The 23,707-nt window shown below is 52.0% G+C and carries 18 protein-coding genes; all 18 read left to right on the top strand.

Going from position 1 to position 23,707, the window contains the following annotated elements:
* The first annotated feature begins 537 nt into the window (after positions 1-537).
* Entirely contained in the window at positions 538-4,908 is a 4,371-nt protein-coding gene (locus J2Z70_RS11890; RefSeq protein ID WP_209872963.1) for a bifunctional 2',3'-cyclic-nucleotide 2'-phosphodiesterase/3'-nucleotidase, read from the top strand.
* 146 nt (positions 4,909-5,054) lie between these two features.
* Positions 5,055-5,897, top strand: coding sequence for an SPFH domain-containing protein (locus J2Z70_RS11885; RefSeq protein ID WP_036722389.1), 843 nt, complete (start codon positions 5,055-5,057; stop codon positions 5,895-5,897).
* A gap of 13 nt (positions 5,898-5,910) precedes the next feature.
* A complete protein-coding gene (locus tag J2Z70_RS11880) occupies positions 5,911-6,084 on the top strand; it encodes a type II toxin-antitoxin system antitoxin (RefSeq protein WP_036722388.1) in 174 nt (57 codons plus the stop codon).
* Positions 6,085-6,539: 455 nt separating this feature from the next.
* Positions 6,540-8,477 (top strand): threonine--tRNA ligase, encoded by a 1,938-nt coding sequence (gene thrS, locus J2Z70_RS11875; protein ID WP_209872960.1) that lies wholly within the window; start codon positions 6,540-6,542, stop codon positions 8,475-8,477.
* Positions 8,478-8,648: 171 nt separating this feature from the next.
* A complete protein-coding gene (locus tag J2Z70_RS11870; RefSeq protein ID WP_425355111.1) occupies positions 8,649-9,338 on the top strand; it encodes a 3D domain-containing protein in 690 nt (229 codons plus the stop codon).
* Between the two features lie 134 nt (positions 9,339-9,472).
* Positions 9,473-9,619: a hypothetical protein gene (locus J2Z70_RS11865; protein ID WP_200869501.1), complete on the top strand. Its 147-nt coding sequence runs from the start codon at positions 9,473-9,475 to the stop codon at positions 9,617-9,619.
* A 236-nt stretch (positions 9,620-9,855) separates the two neighbouring features.
* Complete coding sequence (gene liaF, locus J2Z70_RS11860) at positions 9,856-10,935, top strand: cell wall-active antibiotics response protein LiaF (protein WP_209872957.1); 1,080 nt, start codon at positions 9,856-9,858, stop codon at positions 10,933-10,935.
* Positions 10,936-12,000, top strand: a complete 1,065-nt coding sequence (locus J2Z70_RS11855) for a sensor histidine kinase (protein ID WP_209872955.1) — start codon at positions 10,936-10,938, stop codon at positions 11,998-12,000.
* 63 nt (positions 12,001-12,063) lie between these two features.
* Positions 12,064-12,717 carry a response regulator gene (locus tag J2Z70_RS11850; protein WP_209872952.1) on the top strand — a complete coding sequence of 218 codons (654 nt, stop codon included), beginning with the start codon at positions 12,064-12,066 and terminating at the stop codon, positions 12,715-12,717.
* A gap of 54 nt (positions 12,718-12,771) precedes the next feature.
* Positions 12,772-13,767: an ROK family protein gene (locus J2Z70_RS11845; RefSeq protein WP_209873039.1), complete on the top strand. Its 996-nt coding sequence runs from the start codon at positions 12,772-12,774 to the stop codon at positions 13,765-13,767.
* A 156-nt stretch (positions 13,768-13,923) separates the two neighbouring features.
* Entirely contained in the window at positions 13,924-15,135 is a 1,212-nt protein-coding gene (locus J2Z70_RS11840) for an MFS transporter (protein ID WP_209872949.1), read from the top strand.
* Between the two features lie 263 nt (positions 15,136-15,398).
* On the top strand, positions 15,399-17,060 hold the full coding sequence (locus J2Z70_RS11835; RefSeq protein ID WP_209872946.1) for a S1C family serine protease: 1,662 nt from the start codon (positions 15,399-15,401) through the stop codon (positions 17,058-17,060).
* Between the two features lie 130 nt (positions 17,061-17,190).
* Complete coding sequence (locus J2Z70_RS11830) at positions 17,191-17,877, top strand: response regulator transcription factor (RefSeq protein WP_036722376.1); 687 nt, start codon at positions 17,191-17,193, stop codon at positions 17,875-17,877.
* A 1-nt stretch (position 17,878) separates the two neighbouring features.
* The gene (locus J2Z70_RS11825) at positions 17,879-19,330 is read left to right on the top strand and encodes a sensor histidine kinase (protein ID WP_209872944.1); all 1,452 of its coding nucleotides are present in this window, start codon (positions 17,879-17,881) and stop codon (positions 19,328-19,330) included.
* 57 nt (positions 19,331-19,387) lie between these two features.
* Positions 19,388-20,344, top strand: coding sequence for a 4-hydroxy-3-methylbut-2-enyl diphosphate reductase (locus tag J2Z70_RS11820; protein WP_209872942.1), 957 nt, complete (start codon positions 19,388-19,390; stop codon positions 20,342-20,344).
* A gap of 261 nt (positions 20,345-20,605) precedes the next feature.
* Positions 20,606-21,652, top strand: coding sequence for a 3-deoxy-7-phosphoheptulonate synthase (gene aroF / locus J2Z70_RS11815; RefSeq protein WP_209872939.1), 1,047 nt, complete (start codon positions 20,606-20,608; stop codon positions 21,650-21,652).
* A gap of 13 nt (positions 21,653-21,665) precedes the next feature.
* Positions 21,666-21,944, top strand: coding sequence for a hypothetical protein (locus J2Z70_RS11810; RefSeq protein ID WP_076079776.1), 279 nt, complete (start codon positions 21,666-21,668; stop codon positions 21,942-21,944).
* Entirely contained in the window at positions 21,934-23,358 is a 1,425-nt protein-coding gene (gene glnA / locus J2Z70_RS11805) for a type I glutamate--ammonia ligase (RefSeq protein ID WP_036722362.1), read from the top strand. The genes J2Z70_RS11810 and glnA overlap by 11 nt, the downstream gene beginning before the upstream one ends.
* The last annotated feature ends 349 nt before the right edge of the window (positions 23,359-23,707 follow it).

Below are 23,707 nucleotides of genomic sequence, written 5' to 3'. Positions count from 1 at the left end.
GCTGTGCTACATATAAGTAGCGCAGCCCCGTTATGTTTTTTGGAAACTATTATTTCCTCTTTGAATGATTCGTACAGTGACTTGGTTGCTGAATGTGGAGCAATCGTTACAGCGTCATGTAGCCAATGTATATGAAAAACAGCATACATTGTGTTCAATCGCAGGCATATGGCCGAATGTATGCGGAAAACAACACATAATGTGCTCGCTCACAGGCATATTACCCGAATGTATACGAAAAACAGCATACATTGTGCTCGCACGCAGGCGCTTAACCCGAATGTATGTGGAAAACAGCATACATTGTGCTCGCAGGCAGGTAATCCTAGCCATCCGTTAGGATGACTTGTTGTTGTTTTGTCATAGAGTTGTAAAGATTAATCGTTATATTTTACAAAAAACGATGAATTAATGTGAGATTTTACACAACAATTTATAAGAGTTAATGGAATTTGATAGATTCATAGGGAAGGCTATGATACAATTTTTCGGACAGTGGTAGAATAATATAGCAATCACAGGGAGGAAATTAGATTTATGGGAGAGAGAAGATGGAACAAGCCGATAGCTTCTTTATTGGCTACCACAGTTCTGGCAGCACAGATGCTGGGCGGAGTATTCAATGTTCCTGTGCTGGCGGCAGGAAAGGCTGAGGCTTCTCCGGTGATTAATCCGGGAACCATTAATTTACGCTTGATGAGCACGACTGATGTTCATACGAACGTATATGGATGGGACTATTTCAAGGGTGCCGCCTCCGCGACTGTAGGTCTGGACCGTACTTCAACCTTAGTAAAGGCTGCACGCAATGACGCAGAGGGGAAATACAACCTTTTGCTGGATAATGGCGATTTAATTCAAGGAACACCGCTGGGAACGTATATGGCCCAAGTGTCTGATTTCAGGACTAGCGAAGACCAGATTCATCCGATCATCGCAGCTATGAACCTCATGGGTTATGATGCAGCAACCTTCGGCAATCATGAATTCAATTATGGTTTGGATTATCTGGACCGGACAGTTAAAGGCAATGTAAGCAGCGCAACTTATAAGGAGTCTACGGGAGCGAAGTTCCCTTATGTGAATGCAAATATTTATAATGTGTCCGATAATGATAATACATTTGAACCTTATAAAATCATCGATAAAGAGGTAAAGGACAGCAACGGCAACACCGTTACCATTAAAGTCGGCCTCCTGGGTCTGGTTACTCCGCAGATCATGGAGTGGGACAAGGTGAACCTGGAGAAAAAGGTTATTGCCAAAGATATTGTGGAAACGGCGAAGAAGTTTGTTCCTGAAATGAAGACAGCTGGTGCGGACGTTATCGTCGCCATGACTCATTCCGGGTTCGACGCTGCTGCCGCAGAAGGAACCGGAGCAGAGAATGTCATTAACCTGCTGAGCAAGGTCCCTGGCATCGATGCCATTACCTTCTCGCATACCCACAAGGTATTCCCGACGAACGGGGATGACAGCAAGCTGGATGCTTCCTTCAAAGATCCATCCACCAAGCTCCCTTACAATAATGATGTAGCCAAGGTAGACAACCTCAACGGCCATATTAATGGCACTCCGGCAGTACAAGCGGGCTATGGCGGAGGTTACCTGGGCCTTATCGATCTGAAAATCGCCCAGAACAGCAGCGGCAAATGGGCAGTAGACAAAGCAGCTTCCAAGGCTTCTACGCGCTCTATTGCTGGCGCTGCCGTTGACACCGCTATCGATGATCTTGCCGGAGCGGCACATCAAGCTACGATCAAATACGTGAATCAACCGCTTGGTGTAACATCTGCGCCGATGAACAGCTATTTTGCTATGGTGCAGGATGATCCGACAGTACAGCTCGTCACCTATGCCCAGCAGCAGTATGTATCCAATCTGATTCATACGAACGAGAACCTGGCCGGTTATAGAAACCTGCCAATCCTGAGCGTCGGCGCACCGTTCAAGGCTGGACGCAACGGCCCTGAAGAGTATACAGATATCAAGAAGGGCGACCTTACAATAGCCAGTGCAAGCGATCTGTATCTGTATGACAATACGCTTAAGGCGATTGTAGTGAAAGGTTCGACCGTCAAAGAATGGGTAGAGATGAGTGCAGGAGCGTTCAACCGCATCAAGCCGTCCATCTCTACACCGCAATCTCTGTTAAATTCAGCATTTGCTGTGTACAATTTCGATGTGATTGACGGCATCCAATATACGCTTGATGTCACCCGCAATGCCAAGTACAAGCCCGATGGAAGCATCAACGATAAATCCTCCAGCCGGGTAACCTCCATCACCTATGGCGATAAGCCACTGGTCATGGATCAGGACTTCGTGGTCGTTACCAACAACTACCGTGCAAGCGGTGGGGGGAACTTCCCAGGTGTCAAAGAAGCGAAAATGATTATTGATTCCCAAATGGAGAATCGCCAGGTACTGATGGATTACATCAAGGAAGCGGGAACAGTTGATCCTACCGCAGACAACAACTGGTCGATTGATCCTATCCAAGGAAATGTCACTGTAACGTTCCCGTCTTCACCTAGAGCAGCGGCAGTCGCTCCTGCCAACATTACAGCTACGGGTACTATAGATGTCAGAGGCTTTGAAATCTACAACCTTGACTTGAAAAAAGCTCCTCCAACCCCAACGGGAGATGTTGAAGTTCACCTGCTGGGCATCAATGACTTCCACGGCCAACTGGACACTACCTCGGTGGTGAACGGGGAAGCTGTAGGCACAGCGGCTACACTTGCTGCTTATTTGAAGGAAGCCCGTGCCAAATATGAGCATTCGCTGCTGTTCCACAACGGCGACTCTGTGGGCGCATCCGCTCCGGTATCTTCGCTGGAACGGGACAAGCCTACGATGGAATGGATGAACCTCATGAAGTTCGACGTCGGCACCCTGGGCAACCATGAATTTGACCAAGGTGTTGAGGCGATGAAGGCTCAAATCTATGGCGGCAAGGACCCTAAGAACGAGAAGGTCGTCCATAATGGCGCAGATTTCGATTATATCAATGCCAACGCAGTAGACAGCACCACCGGCAAACCTATTATCACCCCTTATGTTGTAAAAGAAGTTGGCGGCGTGAAAATTGGCTTCATCGGAGTTGTGACCAAAGCAACGCCAAGCAAAGTATCGCCAGCCGGTACAGCTGGTGTGAAATTCCTGAGTGCCGAGGAAGAGGTCGCGGCGATTGAGAAATATGCGGCCGAGCTGAATGCTCAAGGCGTCAAGACGATCGTGGTGCTTGCCCATGATCCGGCAACAACCAAGGTTGATCCGGTTACCAAAAAAAATGTATCCACCGGTGAAGCTGTAGATCTGGCTAATGCGCTTCCTGCCAATTCCCCGGTTGATGTGATCGTAGCCGGAGACAACCATGGCTATGCCAATGATACGGTGAACGGTAAGCTGATCGTTCAGGCTTACTCTTACGGAACGGCTTTTGAAGACATCAAGCTGGTGATTGACGGAGCTACAGGTACAGTGAAGAGTAAAACAGCCACTGTAACGAACACGGTTCAGAGTAAAATCACACCGGATGCCGAAACCAAGGCGTTGGTGGACTACTATCTGAGTCGGCACCCTGAACTAACCAAGCCTGTAGGAACTACTGACGGTACAATAACCCGTACAGATGCCTACACTAAGGAATCAGCATTGGGTAACCTGATTGCAGATGCGATGCGCAGCGCTGATTTCAAAGACGATTCTACTCGTCCTGCTGATTTCGCCTTCATGAACCCGGGCGGTATCCGTGCGGATCTTCCGAAAGGCAATGTAGCGTTCGGAGATCTGGCGAAGATCCAGCCGTTCGGCAACACGCTGGTGAAGCTGACCCTGACTGGTCAACAGATCAAGACCCTGCTGCAGCAGCAATGGGCTGTTAAGGCTGACGGCACCGCAGACACGAAGACATTGCAAATCTCAGGGCTGAAATATACAGCGAACATGTATCTGCCAGTTGCAGAACGTGTGGCTAACCTGACTAAGGCTGACGGAACACCTATTGAAATGTCGAAGAGCTACACGGCTGTAGTCAATAACTTCATGGCTGCGGGCGGCGACAATTACAAGGTATTGACTGAGGCAAGCGCCTCGCTGGCCGGACCGATTGACCTGGATGTATTCTATGAATACATTAGGGACACATTCAAAGGCGGGGCGATCACTGCTGCCATTGAAGGCCGGATCACTAATGTAGAGAAAGACCCTGGAACGGTTAATCCGAACCCTGGTAACCCTGGACCGGCTACAACTGCAACACCGAAGCCAACGGCTTCGCCTTCGGCCACTCCAAGTCCGGCAGCTACACCTGCGGCAACAGCAGCTCCAACGCCAAGCCCGGCTGTACCTGTTGTAGCCTTCAAGGATCTGGGCAAGGTAGCCTGGGCCGCAGATGCCATTAATGCATTGGCAGCCAAAGGCATTATCAAAGGAATGGATGGCACAAACTTTGCACCAATGAAAAGTGTAACCCGCGCAGAATTCGTAACCATGCTGGTTCGTTCACTTGATTTGAGCAATTCGGCTTCACCTGCAAAATTCAGCGATGTGAAGCAGGGAGTCTGGTACTCCGATACGATTGCTGCGGCTGTGAATGCAGGTCTGGTCAAAGGCTCAGGCAACGGTAAGTTCGAGCCGGGCCGTGAGATTACCCGTGAGGAAATGGCGATTATGATCGCGAATGCCCTCAAGAGTCAGCTGCAGCCGGTAGACGCTGCAACGTTGAACAAATTCACGGATAAGGCCAAGATTGCTCCTTACGCCCAGCAGGCAGTGGCACAGCTGACTCAGATTGGTATCGTCAACGGAGTGGATGCCAAGCAGTTCGCACCGAAGAGTATGGCTAACCGTGCCCAGGCTGCGGTCATTATCTTCCGTATGCTGGAGAACAAAGCATCATAAGTAAAAGTTTCATCATGTGATCATGAAATGATAATCCATCAGAGAGAAGGCCCGTGCAGAAATAGCGCGGGCCTTTTTTGGTTTACAATTGTATCCAAAAGTGATATCATAATCATATCAAATACATATCTAATGGAGGCGGCTTTATGAAAGAGAAAATTTTGCATCCGGTCAGCGGTTTTTGGGTCATCGCTCTGATTGCCATTTGTATCGGCGGCGGGATTTATGGTGCGGTTCAGGAATATGTGGCATTGCCTGTTATCCTGTTCGTAGCGGCGTTCATTTTGAGCACCAGTATATCCGTGGTTCAGCCTAACAAGTCGGTGGTAGTGACTTTTTTCGGCCAATATGTGGGCACTATTGCAGCAAGCGGACTGTTCGCGGTCATTCCGTTCAGCATCCGTAAGACGGTATCTCTCCGGGTCCGCAACTTCAACAGCGTGAAGCTGAAGGTCAATGATGTGGAAGGTAATCCGATTGAGATTGCTGCGGTGATTGTGTTCAAGGTCATTAATTCCGCCAAAGCGCTGTTCGATGTAGATAAATATATGGCATTTGTGGAAATTCAGAGTGAGACAGCACTGCGTCATGTGGCGAGTAAGTACCCTTACGATAACTTCAATGAGACCGGCATGTCCCTGCGGGCCAATGCGGATGAAATTGCCAAAGAGCTTGCCGTAGAGCTGCAGGAACGCTTGTCCCTTTCAGGTGTAGAGGTCATTGAAGCCAGGCTGACCCACTTGGCTTACTCTACCGAGATTGCCAGCACGATGCTGCAGCGCCAGCAGGCTTCGGCCATTCTGTCCGCCCGCCAGATCATTGTGGAGGGGGCTGTCAGTATGGTCGATATGGCGATCCGTCAGCTTAAGGAGAGCGGTGTAGTTGAACTGGATGAAGAGCGCAAGGCAGCAATGATCAATAACCTGATGGTCGCGATTGTGTCTGAGCGCGGCGCGAGCCCGGTAATCAATGCCGGCTCGTTGTACTAAAGGCGGTAATATTATGGCGGCCAAAAAAAGCTTTCCGCTGCGGATCGATCCCGAGCTGCACGAAGCGCTGGAACGCTGGGCGGGAGAAGAGTTTCGCAGCGTAAACGGACATATCGAATATTTGCTGCGTGAGTCTTTGAAGCGTGCAGGCCGCTTGCCGGTTAAAAAACGCCGGGAAGAAGAATAATCTGCCCGGGGCGGCGGCCCTTCTGGCCTGAAGACGGACAGCCGTTTTGCGCTTGACGGAAGATAAGCTGAGATTTATAATTGCCTTAATTCATGTTATCAGCGTTGACGAAGATATGAACCACTTGCTTTGGACCGTTTCAGAGAGAGGAAGCCTCAGGCTGCAACTTCCTCCGGTACCGGCTGTGGTTTACCCCTTTGTAGCTGCGGTTATGAACCCCTGACGGCTTCCGTACTCCGGAACCTTAACGGATAGTAAGAACCGCCGGTTCATGGCCGTTATCCCCATGCTAACGAAGGATCATATTCTGCAATGCAGCATAAGCGGCAGCTGTAAGAATAGATCGAATTTGGGTGGAATCACGGGTGCAATCACTCGTCCCTTTGCGGGACGGGTGTTTTTTGTGTGAAGAGTTCAAGGAAGTATAGCCCAACAAACCTTAGGAGGAAGTAATCATGTCAGTAAATATTAAGCTTCCGGACGGATCGGTCCGGGAATACGCAGACGGCAGCAGCATTGATGATGTAGCCGCCTCTATCAGCAGCGGACTGCGCAAGAACGCCGCAGCAGGCAAGCTCAACGGGATTGTCGTAGACCTGTCAACACCGCTGCAGGAAGGCGATCTGGTAGAGATCGTAACTCTTGATTCGCCGGAAGGTCTTGAAGTGATGCGCCACAGTACAGCCCACCTGATGGCGCAGGCGGTAAGACGCCTGTTCGGCACCAAGGAAGTGAAGCTTGGAGTCGGTCCTGTGATCGAAGACGGCTTCTATTATGATATGGACCTGGAGCATCCGCTCAATCCCGAGGATCTGCTGAAGATTGAGAAGGAAATGGACCGTATCGTCTCGGAGAATCTGCCGATTGTCCGGCATGAGGTCAGCCGGGGGGAAGCACTGGAGCGCTTCGGCGAGCTGGGTGATCCTTACAAGCTGGAGCTGATTGAAGCTCTGCCGGAAGACAGTGTCATCACCATCTATGAGCAGGGCGAATTCTTCGACCTCTGCCGTGGCCCGCATTTGCCGTCTACGGCCAAGATCAAGGTATTCAAGCTGATGAATGTGGCCGGGGCTTACTGGCGCGGGGACAGCAAGAATAAGATGCTGCAGCGTGTCTACGGCACAGCCTGGATCAAAAAGGCACAGCTGGATGAGCATCTGCGCCTGCTGGAGGAAGCGAAGAAGCGCGACCACCGGAAGCTGGGCAAGGAGCTGGAGATTTTCACCTTCAACCAGTTAGTTGGACAAGGCCTGCCGATCTGGCTGCCTAAGGGCGCGAAGCTGCGCAGTATTCTGGAGCGTTATATTGTCGATCTGGAAGCAAGCCTCGGATACCAGCATGTCTACACTCCTGTACTGGGGAACGTAGAGCTGTACAAGACTTCCGGGCACTGGGAGCACTATCAGGAAGATATGTTCCCTAAGATGACTATCGATAACGAAGAGTTCGTGCTGCGCCCGATGAACTGCCCGCACCATATGATGATCTACAAGAGCTCGATGCACAGCTACCGCGATCTGCCGATCCGTATTGCCGAGCTTGGAATTCAGCACCGCTATGAAATGTCAGGAGCCTTGACAGGTCTGCACCGTGTGCGTTCCATGACGCTGAATGACTCACATATCTTCTGCCGTCTGGATCAGATCAAGGGCGAGTTCATCCGCGTGCTGGAATTGATTAAGCAGGTATACAGCGACTTCGGGATTGAAGATTACCGGTTCCGCCTGTCCTATCGTGATCCAAAGGATACTGAGAAATATTATGCCAACGACGAGATGTGGGAGACTGCACAGCGTATGCTGCGTGAGGTAGTCGAAGAAGCCGGACTGCCGTTCTACGAAGCCGAAGGCGAAGCAGCCTTCTATGGTCCGAAGCTCGATGTGCAGATTAAGACTGTACTCGGTAAAGAAGAGACACTCTCGACCGTACAGATTGACTTCCTGCTTCCGGAGCGTTTTGAGCTGGAATATGTCGGCGACGACGGCCAGAAGCACCGTCCGGTTGTCCTGCACCGCGGGATTCTGGGAACGATGGAACGCTTCGTAGCCTTCCTGCTGGAGAATTTTGCCGGTTCACTGCCGCTCTGGCTGTCTCCGCAGCAGGTGAAGATTATTCCTGTATCGTCAGCCTTCGACGACTATGCGAAGGAAGTGGAAGCGAAGCTGCTGCGCAGCGGCATCCGTGCGGAAGTGGATTTACGCAATGAGAAGATGGGCTACAAGATCCGTGAAGCTCAGCTTGAGAAGCTGCCGTACATGTTCGTGGTCGGCGAGAACGAGATGAATGCGGGCAGTGTAGCGATCCGTAAACGCGGTGAAGGGGATATCGGTGCCCAACCTCTGCAGGAAGCGATTGATTCACTTGCACAGGAAATTGCCGGACGTGTAATTTAATTCAGTCTGATTACTGAACCTCTGTTATAAGCCTCATGAGACCGCTATGGCGCGGTGTCATGTATAAAGTTTTGTGAATCGGGAAACCCTCGTACTATGGGGAGGGTTTAACTAATGAACAAAATGGGCTTATACCAGAGGTTTTGGTGTCTTTTCGTCACGATCGTCCTTATGCTGACCGCTGCCGGGATCTTCCCGGATTACGCGCGCAAGTCAGCCCAGGCGAGAGGGATGGAGGACACTGCAGGACAGCATGGAAGCAGCATACAGAAGCAGTCACCCGTTGATCGTCAGCAGGCAGGCTCAGCATCCCGTCTTGGAGGCTCCTCTAGAGCCGTACAGCCGGATGCCGCAGACAAGGCTAAACCAGAGGTACAGGCAGCTAAGCCTAAGAAGGCACCCGGTTCGGTACCGGTAGCCGCTCCGGCTCCAGAGCAGATTATCACCTCGCTGAAAGTAATGGCGACCGGCTATACAGCCGGATACGAATCCACCGGCAAGACCGCGAAGCATCCGGAGTACGGGATTACGTATTCAGGAGTAAAGGTACGGCGGGACAAAAATGCGGTATCCACGATTGCAGCGGACCCGAAGGTGCTGCCGCTGGGAAGTATTTTATATATACCGGGTTATGGATATGGAATTGTGGCCGATACCGGATCGGCAATCAAAGGGCGAAAGATTGATCTCTACTTCAGCACCACCAAGCAGGTCTACAAGGAATGGGGCAAGAAGTCGGTCGTGGTTCAAGTGATCAAGCGCGGCGACGGCAAATGCACGGAAAGTATGCTGAAGAGCCTTGGCCATGCCATCCAGACTTATAATGCAGTTCCGCAATATTTGCTGGAAGAAGCTATTTAACGGATGCTTTCGCTGGACAATCCGGGAGTTTGAATTTATTTTCACGTGAGCATGCATAATACAGCGGGCTGCTTCCCATAATATCGACTGGGGCAAATACTTGCTTCTTCCGATACAATAGGGAGGTGATTCTCGTGGCTAATTCCAAGAAACCAAAGGTACAAGAAAACTTCAAAACACCAAATGAAAAATACAATGCAGAGTTCGCTGTTGAAAATGACGGTGCAACTAAGCAAAGCAGCTCTTCTATGACCAAACCGGCTCAGAAACCGCAGCAGTAATGCTGGGTTCCCGGTAAGCTTCTGAAGCAACAAGCTGTCCTGCCATGTCCGGATTACGGGCTGGGGGGCAGCTTTTTTATGCGTTTATAATTTAACTTATTATTCCAGCTATCTCGGTCTGGAGACTGAGATGCGGTTCCTTCTTACGCCGCTGTTCTCCGCCGCATTCTTCCTGTAGACTAAGGCTATAAGTGTTCAAAAGGAAGAGTTGTATTTACGACAAGGAGGATGACATTATGAAACGAAGGTTCACCAGCCAGGTACTCGGAGGCCTGCTCCTCATCGGTCTTGGAGGAATGTTTCTGCTCCGGCAGATGGGCTATACGGATTTCAGTCTGGGTTCACTGATCTCCACCTATTGGCCGGTTATTCTGATCGTGATGGGCGTACAACGGTTTTTGGCCCCGGATGAGGAGCGTTCAAGATTCTCTGCAACACTCGGCGGATTTATATATCTGGCGATCGGTGTGTTTTTCCTGGGACGGAATTTAGACTGGTTCTACTATTCGGCAGGCGACTTCTTCAAAATGCTGATTCCGGTCATGCTGATCGGCGGCGGATTATCCGTCATTTTCAGACCGCGGCCGGGCACTCCGCCTATACCTCCGGCACCGCCTTCACCGTCCGGCTACTACCCGCCTGGACCCGGTAAGAGTCCGCTGGATACAGCGCCGCCCGCTCCGCTCGAATCTACGCTCGATCAGCAGTTCGAGCAGAAATTCGGCAAGCCGGCTGGCAGCGAGGAACGGAACTGGAATGATTATCTGCATAAGAATGAGGAAGACGCAGACGGTAACCCGCTGCATGCCTCGGCAGATACCCGCTGGCAGGAGAAGCAGGAGCGCCATGAGCGCAGACGTCAGGAGCGTCAGGAACGGCATGCCCGCCGTCATGGCGAATGGCATGAGGAGTTCCAGGATTCCGGGAATGATAAGGATGCGACGAACCGTTCAGCTTTTATCGGCGATGTGCATATGGGCAAGGAGCATTTTCAACTGAAGCGGACCAACATTTCGCAGTTCATCGGGGATACGGTGCTGGATCTGACCAATGCGCAGATTCCTTACGGCGAGACCAAGATTAATATCTCTGCTTTTGTCGGCGACATTAAGGTATACATTCCGGACGATATGGATCTGGGTGTGGCTGTGACCGGCAGCTCGTTCATCGGTGATATGCAGGTGCTTGAGCAGTCGCGCAGCGGGTTCATGAGCAATGTGCAGTGCAAGACGCCGTATTACAAGGAATCGGGCAAAAAGGTCCGTATCAACGTTAGCTGCTTCATCGGTGACGTTAAAGTTAAAACGGTGGGTTAAATGGGGATCTTCAGTAATACCAAGTGGATGCTGCTGGTGTATTTCCTGCTTAGCGGCGGGGTGACAGCGGGACTGATGTATGCGGGGACATGCCTGGACTATATTCAGGTGGTGGATACCCGGATGTGGATCTACCTGTGTCTGGGCATTGTACTGTTCACAGTTATCATCGGCTACATCGCCGGTCAGCGGATTCAGCGGCGGATCGATCATCTGGATCTGAATATGCTGCAGGTGGCTAAGGGCAATATGTCGGTGCGGATGCCGGAGAGCGAGGACCAGTCTTTCGCACGTGTCTACCATGAGTTCAACATCATGATGGATACGGTCGAGAAGAAGATGAAGCGGCTTCAGCAGCTCGGAGAACAGGAAGTTATTGAGAAGGAAAAGGCAGCGGAGAGTGCGGTACTGGAAGAGCGCAGGCGTATGGCCCGGGATCTGCATGATACGGTGAGCCAGCAGCTGTTCGCTATTCACATGTCCGCCTCCTCGCTGCCTAAAGTGCTTGAACGCAGCGCTGAGCACGGGCAGACGGTGATGGATCAGCTGATCAGCATGTCCCAGATGGCGCAGAAGCAGATGAGGGCGCTGATCGCACAGCTCCGTCCGGTGGAGCTGGAGGGGCGCAATCTGTTCGAGGCACTGGAGAAGTGGTTCCCGGATTACTGCCGCCAGAACGGGCTCAAAGGGGTGAAGGAGCTCGAGCTTCAGGGTGAGCTGTCCGAAGCGATTGAGCATCAGCTGTTCCTGATTATTCAGGAATCGATGGCGAATATCGTGAAGCATGCCGGTGCACGGGTGGTCAGTCTGTCCCTGCGGGAGGTGCCGCGCCAGGTGGTGCTGAGCATCAGCGATGACGGTCAGGGCTTCGAGCACGTGCAGCACAAGCAAGGCTCCTACGGGCTCACAACTATGCGTGAGCGTGCCGAGAAGCTGGGCGGGCAGGTGGAGATTATCAGCCGCAGGGGAGCGGGAACGACGATCCGCGTACATATTCCAAAGTTTGTCCAAGGCCGCGCGGAGACCGCTGCTGACGGGATTGAGGCCGATTCTGAAGAGGCTTGATGGGCTCGGCGGTGATGAAGCCGGGGCTGAATCATGCTTACACAATGTTAGGGGGAGTACAGAATGAGTCTCGTAAAAGTACTGCTTGTAGATGATCACGATATGGTAAGAATGGGCCTCAAAACCTATCTGATGCTGGACCCGATGTTTGAAGTGATCGGAGAAGCAGCCAACGGTCATGAAGCGCTGGCGATGCTGCGCGAGCTGGGACAGGAGTCGCTGCCGGATCTGGTGCTGATGGATCTGATGATGCCGGTGATGAACGGGGCTGAGACCACCCGCTCGGTCCTGGCTGAATTCCCCGGGCTCAAGATCGTCATCCTTACCAGCTTCCTGGAGGACGATCTGGTGGTCGATGCGATTGAAGCCGGGGCTGTCAGCTATGTGCTGAAGACCGTCTCGGCAGAAGAGCTGATCTACGCGCTCCAAGGCGCCTATCGCGGCATGCCGGTGATGACCGGCGATGTGTCGCAGGCGCTGACCCGCGGCATCCGCCAGCGCACGGTCCAGGGCGACACCTCCGGCTTGACCGAGCGGGAGAAGGAAGTGCTGCTGCTGATCGCCGAGGGCAAGACGAATAAGGATATCGGCGAGGAGCTGCATATCAGCATCAAGACCGTGAAGACCCATGTCAGCAACCTGCTGATGAAATGCGAGCTGGATGACCGCACCCAGCTGGCGATCTACGCCCACCGCAAGGGCTGGGCGCAGGGGTAGCAGCTGCCGGTTTTTTGACTAAATCTAATGATCTATTGAACCGATAAGGAGGCTATCCGAATAGCAAACGCCAATCTGATGAAGGAAATTAACCTGAATAATGTGCGCCAGGTGATGAAACGGATGGAGACGGCTACAAAACCCCAGCTAGCTGCACTGACCAAGCTAAGCGTAGTAACTGTGAACTCATTAGTTAAGGAGCTGTCCGAGTTAGGGGAGTTGTTTGAAGACTTGGTGGTGCCTTCCAACGGGGGCAGACCCGCACAGACCTATCGCTTTAATTACGATTTCAGTCTCGCGTTGGTGATGTACGTGACAGAAAAAGCGGGAAAAGTATTGATCTCCGCCACAGTTATCAATTTGAAGGACGATATTCTGATGAAGGATGAGCATATCATCCCGGTTTTCGAAAGAGATTTTTGCTATACAATTATTGAACATGCCCTGAACCGGTATCCTTCCATCAAGGTCATTGGCATAGGTATTCCGGGACAGGCGGTAAACGGTGAAATTAAGGTTAGCAGTCTCCGGGAGCTGACGGGCACCCGGTTAATTGAAGAGATTGAGTCCCGGTTTGGTCTGCCTATCCTGGTGGAGAATGATGTGAATGCCGCGATCAGCGGATATTGCATGAAGCATAGCGAAGGCGAAGAGCAATATTTACTGGGTCTCTACTTTCCGAACGGTTACCCGCCGGGTATGGGGATATACCTGCACGGCAGCCTTCTAAAAGGAAATCAGGGGATGTCAGGAGAGGTAAAGTTCCTTCCTGGTATGCCTGAGTGGAGCCTGGAGATCCCCCAGGACACATTCATAGCTGCAACCTGCAGGATCTTACAGACGGTGAATGCTGTGCTGGCCCCGGATAGAATTGTCATCTATCAGGACAGAGTGGAGGATGCCGTCTGGACATCGGCCTGGACAGCCTATCAGCTTCAGCACCCCATGCCTGTTTATCCGGAAGTCATCTTACAGCATACCTTTCAGGAAGATTTCGAGAACGGTCTGCGCAGGCTGACCCTGAAGGAGTTAGAGCCGGAGCCCGTTTAGACCTAACGTACTAAGAACCCTTGTTAACTATACAGGGGTTTTTTTGTTGTTTTTGAATCATTCAATCCGCTCCTTGACAAAAAATAAGAGAGAGAACATACTTAGTATATATACTTTATAAAGTTTATTTATTAAGTGGTTTTAGGAGGAGAATCATTGTCTACGTATTTTTTGATTATTATTTATCTGGCTTTTATTAGTCTGGGACTTCCCGATTCTTTACTTGGCTCTGCGTGGCCTGTGATCTGGCCAGAGATGGGTTCATCGCTGGGATCGGCGGGAATCATCTCGATGATTATTGCCGGAGGGACCATCGTGTCCAGTCTGTTCAGCAACACAATTGTGAAGCGCCTGGGGACAGGACGAATTACCTTTGTCAGTTGCCTCTTAACCGCCGCCTCATTGTTCGGATTCTCCGTGTCTCCATCTGTGTTGTGGTTCATTGTAATGGCCGTTCCGCTGGGCCTTGGGGCAGGTGCAGTGGACGCGGCACTGAATCATTATGTGGCTGAACATTACAAGGCTCATCATATGAGCTGGCTGCACTGCTTCTGGGGCGTAGGCGCGACCCTGGGACCCATGATTATGGCAGTCAATCTCGTACACGCCCAGTCCTGGAGAGGGGGATATGCGGTTGTGGCCATCATTCAGTTCGGATTCGCAATGCTTCTGTTAGTGACACTTCCGTTATGGAAAAAGGTTGCTGCCACGCGCGAGCCTCAGCTTCCCGCAGCGCTTAGCGGCAATCTTCCAGATGAAGCAGCTGTGAACCTTAAGCCGCAGGCGAACACCATCCGCTTGCGGGGCGTTAAGCCTACCCTGTTGACGTTCTTGTTGTACTGCGGAATAGAAGCAATGGTAGGACTGTGGGGCGCCAGTTATCTGGTAGGCGCAAGGGGAGTTGCGCCAGATACAGCAGCGGCCTGGATCTCCGTATACTATGCGGGCATTACAGTTGGCAGGCTGATTACCGGCTTCATCACTTTAAAAGTCCATAACCGCCTGCTTATCCGTTACGGTCAATTGGTGACCATTATAGGCGGAGCTATTCTTGTAATCCCGCTCCATCCGGCCCTCTCGCTTGCAGGCCTGATATTGATTGGTCTTGGCCTCGCACCGGTTTATCCGGGTCTCCTGCATGAGACGCCGGCCCGGTTCGGCAAGGAGAATTCAGCCCGCTTAATCGGGTATCAGATGGCGGTAGCCTATACGGGGACAACGTTAATTCCGCCGTTATTCGGACTTTTATCCGTGCGCACCAGCATTGCCGTATTCCCCTTTGCTGTACTTACGTTACTGATCTTCATGTTCTGCAGTGCAGAGCGGGTGAACCGGCTGCTGGGCCAATCCACTTTAGGGAGGGAATAAACGGATGGCTTATATTCTTATATGCGCAATCATCTGGCTGGCCGCCTACTTTCATATGGCAGCATTCAAAGAACCTATGGAGGTGAAGCCTATCCGTAGTGTAGAAGATCTGTTTGATTAATCAACTATTTATCATCGTCTGGGTATCTTTTATCTCCGCTTAAATTGTTTTTAATGTGACCTTAAGGTTTACAGTACAAAATAAGGACATCAAAACAAATAACACTTTGCCTGACACGGCAAGGCGCGGGAGGAAAGTAAACATGGACGATAACAAAAACAACTTCAATCGTGAGAACAACTACAATCGTGATCATGAACCGGGACCGGATCGTGAATGGGACAATAATCATAATGATACTGATAACAGCACTAATTCATCCGCAGAAGGCGGCTCCTACTACTATTCTTACGGACCTTTCAAATCGTTGAACAATGATGAGATGAACGGCAATGACCCGCAGCATTATAACCGCCGCGATCCCGAGCGGGTAGAGGTTACACCGCCACAGCCGGTGAAGTCCTTACCGTATAACACATCGCTTCGCACTACCGGCAATGACGGGAACGGCGGACGCGGAGGCAATCCTCCCGAGGGGGGCAACGGCTGGCAGTACAACCGTAAGCCGAAGAAGCCGGTGAAGGCGGTACTGGTATCTTTTCTCGCCGGAATGGTGGTCTTATCAGGCTCCATGTTCATGGCAGACCGGGGGAACTGGTTCACCGGAGGCCAGGAGGCAGCCACAGTTGCAACGAATCCGGCAGGGAAGACGGCAAGCGGCAATGCTAATATTACACCTTCCACTTCCGCAGCGGCGCTGGTCACCGGCTCGGGAGATGTATCCGGCGTAGTTGAGGGGGTAGGGCCGGCAGTCGTCAAGATTGAGACGCTGGTGAAATCGAACAACTCGCGGAACAGAAGCAGCAGTCCGAATATGAGCGATCCGTTCTCACAGTTCTTCTTCGGTGATCAATTCGGCGGAGGAGGTTCCGGTTCGAATAATTCGGAATCCCAGCAGGGCTCGAATAATTCTTCTCCGCAGCTTACACCTTACGGTATTGGTACAGGCTTCATCTATGATTCGAACGGTTATATACTGACCAACCAGCACGTGGTAGATGGTGCCGATGTCATTCAGGTTACCGTAGACGGCACCTCCAAGACTTATGAAGCGAAGCTGCTGGGCTCCAGCAAGGATCTGGATCTCGCCGTACTGAAGATTGAAGGCTCGGACTTCCCGTCCGTAGCCCTTGGCGATTCCGATAGCATTAAGGTCGGCTCAGAGGTCGTGGCGATCGGTAACCCGCAGGGCTTCGACCATACGGTTACAACCGGGGTGCTTAGCGCCAGAGGCCGCAGCATCGATATCAACGAAGAAGACGGCAGCGGCGTGAAGACCTATAAGAACCTGCTGCAGACTGACGCCTCCATTAACCCGGGGAACTCCGGCGGACCGCTGCTCAACATGAACGGCCAAGTCATTGGTATGAACGTTGCAGTGAGCAGAGACGCTCAGGGTATCGGCTTTGCGATTCCGGTAAATACCATTAAAGGCGTAGTAGATAAGCTTGAAGCCAATCAGGAAATTCCGAAGGAACCGGTACCATTCATTGGGGCTACCCTGATGACGATTACCGATGAAGTTGCCAAGCAAATGGGGACAACGATTAAAGAAGGCTCTGTAGTAGCTGAAATTGTCTTTAAATCTCCTGCTTATACAGCGGATCTGCGTCCTTACGATATCATCACAGGAATTGACGGAAAGAACTATGCGACCAACCAGGATCTGATTACCTATATTCAGACGCTTAAGGTGGGCGATAAGGTTACCCTGAATGTAGTCCGCGACGGCAAGAAGCTGGATCTGCCGGTAACGATTGGCAACAAGAATGATTTTGAGACCACGCAGACTCAGAAGCAATAAGCACATCATGCGGTGGGCGTTAGAGCGGAAGGGGCAACCCTTCCGCTCTGTGCTGTTCGTGTACGGATGCGGAGAGACTGGTGCATCTGATACAATAGAGATATATGAATGAGACAATGGGGGCTGCCGGATGCGACCGAATATACTGATAATTGATGATGATGAGAAAATAACCTCTATGCTCCGCCGCGGGCTGGCCTTTGAGGGCTATGATGTCAAGACGGCGTCCAACGGGGCTGACGGGCTGCGTGCCGTTCTGAACAGTGATCCCGATGTGGTCATTCTGGATGTTATGATGCCCCAGGTGGACGGGTTCGAGGTATGCCGCCGTCTGCGGGAGGGCGGGAGCAGCGTTCCTGTGCTGATGCTGACGGCCAAGGATGAAATCGAGCACCGGGTGAAGGGGCTGGACCTCGGCGCGGATGACTATCTGGTGAAGCCGTTTGCGCTGGAGGAGCTGCTGGCACGGGTCCGGGCACTGCTCCGGCGCAAAAGCGAGCAGGGCGGTAGCCCGGATCAGGCGGTCACCTATGAGGATATTACGCTGGATGTGGATTCCCGGGAAGTGACCCGCGCCGGGCGGCGCCTGGAGCTGACGGCGAAGGAATTCGAGCTGCTGCATCTGTTCATGCAGAATCCGAAGCGGGTGCTCTCCCGCGATCTCATTATGGATAAGATCTGGGGCTACGATTACAGCGGGGAATCGAATGTCCTGGAGGTATATATTGCAATGCTGCGTCAGAAGACGGAGGAGCATGGCGGCAAACGACTGATTCAGACGATCCGGGGAGCCGGTTACATCCTAAGAGGTGACTAATATGTCCATACGTTTGCGGCTTACTGCCTGGTATTCGGGAATTCTGGCTGTCATGCTGCTGGTTTTGTCCGGCGTGATCTATGCGTTTGTCTATATTAATACGTACGGCGATTTGAAAAACCGGCTCCAGAATCAATCGCATCAGGTAGAGCTGAAGGCGGGCCTGAGCCCGGACGGAAACCTGCAGCCTGTGCTTGGGGGACCAGCGGGTCAGAGCCTGTTCGCCCAAATGTACATCTATGATCTGGACCGGCTGATTCTAAGCCCAAATATGACCGAAATTAAACTGAAATTCCAGGTTCCCGCCAAGGAGGACCTGCATAACCAGGAGGGATTCCTGCAGGCCAGCTATGGCGGTAACCCCTTCCTGATCTATCAGCGGGCGGTTGATGTAACGCTCAACAACAGTCTGCCTGCGCCTGCTGTCCTTCAGGTCGCCGTCTATACGGGGGAACAGGTCACGCTGCTGAACCGGCTGAAGAATATTCTGCTGGCCGGCTCCTTCGCTACCCTGCTCGCAGCCTTCACCTTCGGCCTCTTCCTGGCCCGTAAGGCGATGAGTCCGATTGGCAAGGTCATTGAAGCTGCGAATGGAATACAGACGGGAACTGACCTTAGCTCGCGGATCGTATATGACGGTCCGCAGGATGAGATCGGGCGGCTGATTGAGACGGTGAACAGTATGCTCGGGCGGATGGAGGGCTTCTATACGGGGCTGGAGGAGGCCTATGCCACGCAGCGCCGCTTCGTCTCGGATGCTTCGCATGAGCTGCGGACACCGCTTACAACCATCCGCGGGAATATTGATCTGCTGCAAAAGGTCTGGGAGATGAAGCCGGATGACAGCCGGATGTCTGAGGCGGATATCCGCCAGCTCTCAATTGAATCGGTGAAGGATATTGCTGATGAAGCTGCGCGCATGAGCCGTCTGGTAGCGGATATGCTCTCCCTGGCCCGTGCGGATACCGGCCGGACCTTCGAGATCGAGCCGGTGGCGCTGGAGCCGATGATGACTGAGGTAGCCCGCCGGGCGTCCTTCCTGACGCGCGAAGCGGAGTGGTCTGTAGGTGAGATGGGCCATCTGAACGGTAAGTATATCCTGGGCAACAAGGATTATCTGCAGCAGATGATGTTTATTTTCATTGATAATGCTTTCAAATACACCCCGGCAGGTGAGGTTACGCTGGATGCCTTGCTGTATCAGAATCAGGTGGGAATCCGCATTGCTGATACGGGAATCGGGATGGACAAAGATGAGGTGCCGCATATCTTCGACCGCTTCTACCGCGCAGATGAATCCAGAGGAATTACGGAAGGCATCGGGCTAGGATTGTCCATTGCCAAATGGATTATTGAGGAGCACGGAGGCTCTGTTGAGGTGGTCACCCGTCAGGGGGAAGGGACGACCTTTGTGATTTGGCTGCCGCTTCTCTTTGCCCCGCCGCTGGAATAGGGTATAATTGAGTGGCTCCTATTACAGCAGTCATTGACAGCAGAAAGCGGTGAATTCATGGAAGTCATCAAAATCTCTCCCCGGGGTTATTGCTATGGCGTCGTCGATGCTATGGTGATGGCACGGCAGGCTGCGCAGAATCTGGATCTGCCCCGGCCGATTTATATACTGGGCATGATTGTGCACAACAGCCATGTCACGAACTCCTTCGAGGATGACGGAATTATTACGCTGGACGGGCATAACCGTCTGGATATTCTAGATAAAATAGATAAGGGAACAGTCATCTTCACAGCCCACGGCGTATCGCCTGAAGTACGTAAGGTGGCACGCGCCAAAGGGCTGACCACGGTGGATGCCACCTGCCCTGATGTGACCAAGACGCATGATCTCATCAAGGAGAAGGTTGATGAGGGCTGCGAGATTATCTATATTGGCAAGAAAGGCCACCCGGAGCCGGAAGGTGCGGTGGGAATTGCGCCGGAGCATGTCCATCTGATCGAGAAAGAAGAGGACATTGCCGGCCTCTCTATCACTTCCTCACGGATTGTCATTACGAACCAGACCACAATGAGCCAGTGGGATATCAAGCATATTATGCGCAAGCTGCTGGAGACCTTCCCTGGTGCCGAAGTTCATAATGAGATTTGTATGGCTACGCAAGTGCGGCAGGAGGCTGTCGCTGAGCAGGCGGGCCAGTGCGAGCTGGTTATTGTGGTCGGTGATCCGCGCAGCAATAACTCCAACCGCTTGGCGCAGGTATCAGAGGAGATCGCGGGAGTTACGGCCTATCGCATCTCGGATGTATCCGAGATGAATACAGAATGGCTGAAGGGAATCACCAAGGTAGGTGTGACTTCCGGCGCTTCTACGCCGACGCCGATCACCAAGGAAGTCATTAATTATCTGGAGCAGTATGACGAAGCGAAGCCGGAGACCTGGGAGATCAAGCGCACAGTCAATATGGCGAAGCTTCTGCCTCCTGTGAAGAACAAGACTGCCAGCACCAGCTGACAGGTCTGCATAACAATAACGATGAACTCATAGCGGATAACCGGCAGTGCGGCCTGAGAGGGCTGTGCTGCTTTCTTCGTTTTTGCCACATAGAATTCACACGGAACGGGGAATAATGGTTGACTGAAAGGGGAATATGCGATAAAATCACTTTAGTGCTTAAAAGCGTACACGCGTCGTAGCGAAATAGTAAATCAGTGAATTAGCAGTGTGCCGGTCTATCCAACAACACTAATACGGGTCCAAAAGGGGAGCTATAATATGATCGTTATTACATCCAACCAAACACCTCAGGAACAGGTGAATGAGATTATTGCCGTGATTGAGAAGGAAGGCTTGCAGGTCCATCTCTCTGTAGGGGCTGACCATACCGTAATCGGACTGGTAGGGGGCGTCACTCCGAAGCTAGCCGAGCATCTTCGCCAGATGAAGGGCGTGGAGAATGTAGTTAAGATTACCAAATCCTATAAGCTGGCGAGCCGAGACTTCCATCCGGAGGATACGGTTATCGATATCCGCGGAGTGAAGATCGGCGGGGAGAACTTGGTTATTATGGGCGGTCCGTGTGCCGTGGAATCTCCGGAGCAGATCGATGAGATTGCCCGGCTGGTCAAGGCTTCCGGCGGCCAGGTACTGCGCGGAGGTGCCTTCAAGCCGCGTACCGGACCTTACAGCTTCCAAGGGGTTGGCGTGGAAGGGCTGACAATGATGGCGGAAGCCGGTAAACGTCACGGCCTGCTGACCATTACTGAGGTCATGACGCCGGAATACGTGGATATTTGTGCTGAGCATGCGGATATTCTGCAGGTAGGTACACGCAACATGCAGAACTTTGACCTGCTGCGCAAGCTGGGGACCTGCGGCCGTCCTGTGCTGTTGAAGCGCGGGTTCAGTGCGACCTATGATGAGCTGCTGAATGCGGCAGAATACATTCTCGCGGGGGGCAACCGGGATGTCATGCTGTGCGAGCGCGGCATCCGTACCTTCGAGACTTACACGCGTAACACGCTGGATCTGTCGGCCATTCCTGTGTTGCAGAACCTCAGCCATCTGCCTGTAATCTCTGACCCGAGCCACGGCACCGGACGCCGCGAACTGGTAGCCCCTATGGCCAAGGCCTCTGTTGCTGCAGGCGCCAACGGTCTGATCATCGAGATGCATACCGACCCCGATAACTCCATGACCGGAGACGGCGTTCAGTCTCTGTTCCCTGAGCAATTCGACAGCCTGCTGCGGGATCTGGAGAAGCTGGCACCGCTGGTGGGCCGCAAGTTCTCTCCGTCTCTGGAGGCTGCGCCTGTAGTATGATTGTCAACGAATAATGACTATTGAACAGCTCTCTTCTCCCGCTTCAGGCTGGAGGATGAGAGCTGTTTTTGCTGCATATTGGACAAAGGTGACATGGAATCCGGATGAAATTGGTATTTTCACCAAAGCGTCAGAATATCTCACATTGTCGCAAGAAATACCTGACATAAGCATTGACGATGTTAGGTATGCGATTTATAATGACGACAGCAAAAAAATAAAAACAAGAACATTTGATACGATGAGCGGCCTAATGTTCGGAATCTGGGGAGGAATTAAGCATGTCGGTTGAAAAAGTATTGCAGACGATCAAGGAAAACAATATCGAGTGGGTGGATTTCCGGTTTGTAGATTTGGGTGGACGTGCTCACCATATCTCTTTGCCAGCATCCGCAGTTGAAGAAGAAACCTTTGTAAATGGAGTAGCATTCGATGGTTCTTCCATTACAGGCTTCCGGGGGATTGAAGAGTCGGATATGGTAATGATGCCTGATCCAAGCACCACTTACATTGACCCGTTCACTGCTCACCCGACACTGAACATTATGTGCGACATTTTCACGCCTGATGGCGAACGTTATGAGCGCGACCCGCGCGGTATCGCAGTGAAGGCTGAAGAATTCCTGCAATCCAGCGGTGTAGGTACAGCAGCATTCTTCGCACCTGAATCCGAGTTCTTCATCTTCGACGATGTACGTTACGAGAGCGGAATGAACACTTCCTCCTTCTACGTAGATTCCGAAGAAGCAGCATGGAACACTGGCCGCAAGGAAGAAGGCGGCAACATGGCATTCAAGGTTGGCGTGAAGGGCGGATACGTGCCTGTAGCTCCAGTGGATTCCCAGCAGGATATCCGCAGTGAAATGTGCCGTTTGCTTGGTGAAGCGGGCCTCGAAATCGAGCGTCATCATCACGAAGTAGCAACAGCAGGCCAGGCGGAAATCAACTTCCGTTTCGACACCTTGAAGAAAACAGCTGATAATCTCCTCACTTACAAATACATTGTGCAGAACACTGCACGCCAATACGGCAAGGTAGCCACCTTCATGCCAAAACCGCTGTTCGGCGATAACGGTAGCGGAATGCACGTTCACCAATCGATCTTCAACGGCAGCGAGCCTTTGTTCTATGAAAAAGGTGCCTATGCCAACCTGAGTGAAATGGCGCTGCACTACATCGGCGGTATCCTGTATCATGCTCCTGCATTGATCGCGCTGACGAACCCAAGCACCAACTCGTTCAAGCGTCTGGTTCCTGGCTATGAAGCACCGGTCAACCTGGTCTATTCCAAGGGCAACCGTTCAGCTGCTGTCCGTATCCCGGTAGCTGCTGTGACACCTAAGGGCTGTCGTATCGAATTCCGTACACCGGACTCTACGGCTAACCCATACCTGGCCTTCTCCGCTATGCTGATGGCTGGTCTGGACGGAATTAAGAAGAAGATCAACCCTGAAGAAATGGGCTACGGTCCGCTGGACAAGAACATCTACGAATTGTCTGATGCAGACAAAGAGAAGATCCGCAGCGTTCCGGGTACCCTGGACGAAGCTCTGGATGCACTGGAGGCTGACTTCGAATTCCTGACAGAGGGCGGCGTATTCACCAAAGACTTCATCGATAACTATATCGCCCTGAAGCGTTCCGAAGCTCAAGCCGTTGCCATCCGCGTTCATCCGCATGAATACTCCCTGTACTTCGACGTATAAGCTTATAAGATTAGCTAGTGTAAAACTAGCTGGATAGAGAGGCCCCTGGAATCTTTTGATTCCGGGGGCTTTTTGTATTTATCGTGTAAACAAACTTCGGTGGCGGCTGATCGTGCTGGAGGGTGATGTGAAAGGTGGAAGGTGGAAGGTGAAAGTTGGAAGGTGAAAGGGATAAATCCCTCTGATTTAGCGGGGAGTTGGCAAATGAGTTAAATGAGGAGCACTAGTGCACCTGAATTCGGCCAAAGTGGGCAAATGAGTTAAATGAGGAGCACTAGTGCACCTGAATTCGGCCAAAGTGGGCAAATGAGTTAAATGAGGAGCACTAGTGCACCTGAATTCGGTCAAA

Source organism: Paenibacillus silagei (assembly GCF_017874735.1).
In the GTDB taxonomy this organism is placed as follows: domain Bacteria; phylum Bacillota; class Bacilli; order Paenibacillales; family Paenibacillaceae; genus Paenibacillus_AQ; species Paenibacillus_AQ silagei.
The sequence above is the reverse complement of the archived record's forward strand: the minus strand, read 5'-3'. Positions and strand labels throughout refer to the sequence as shown.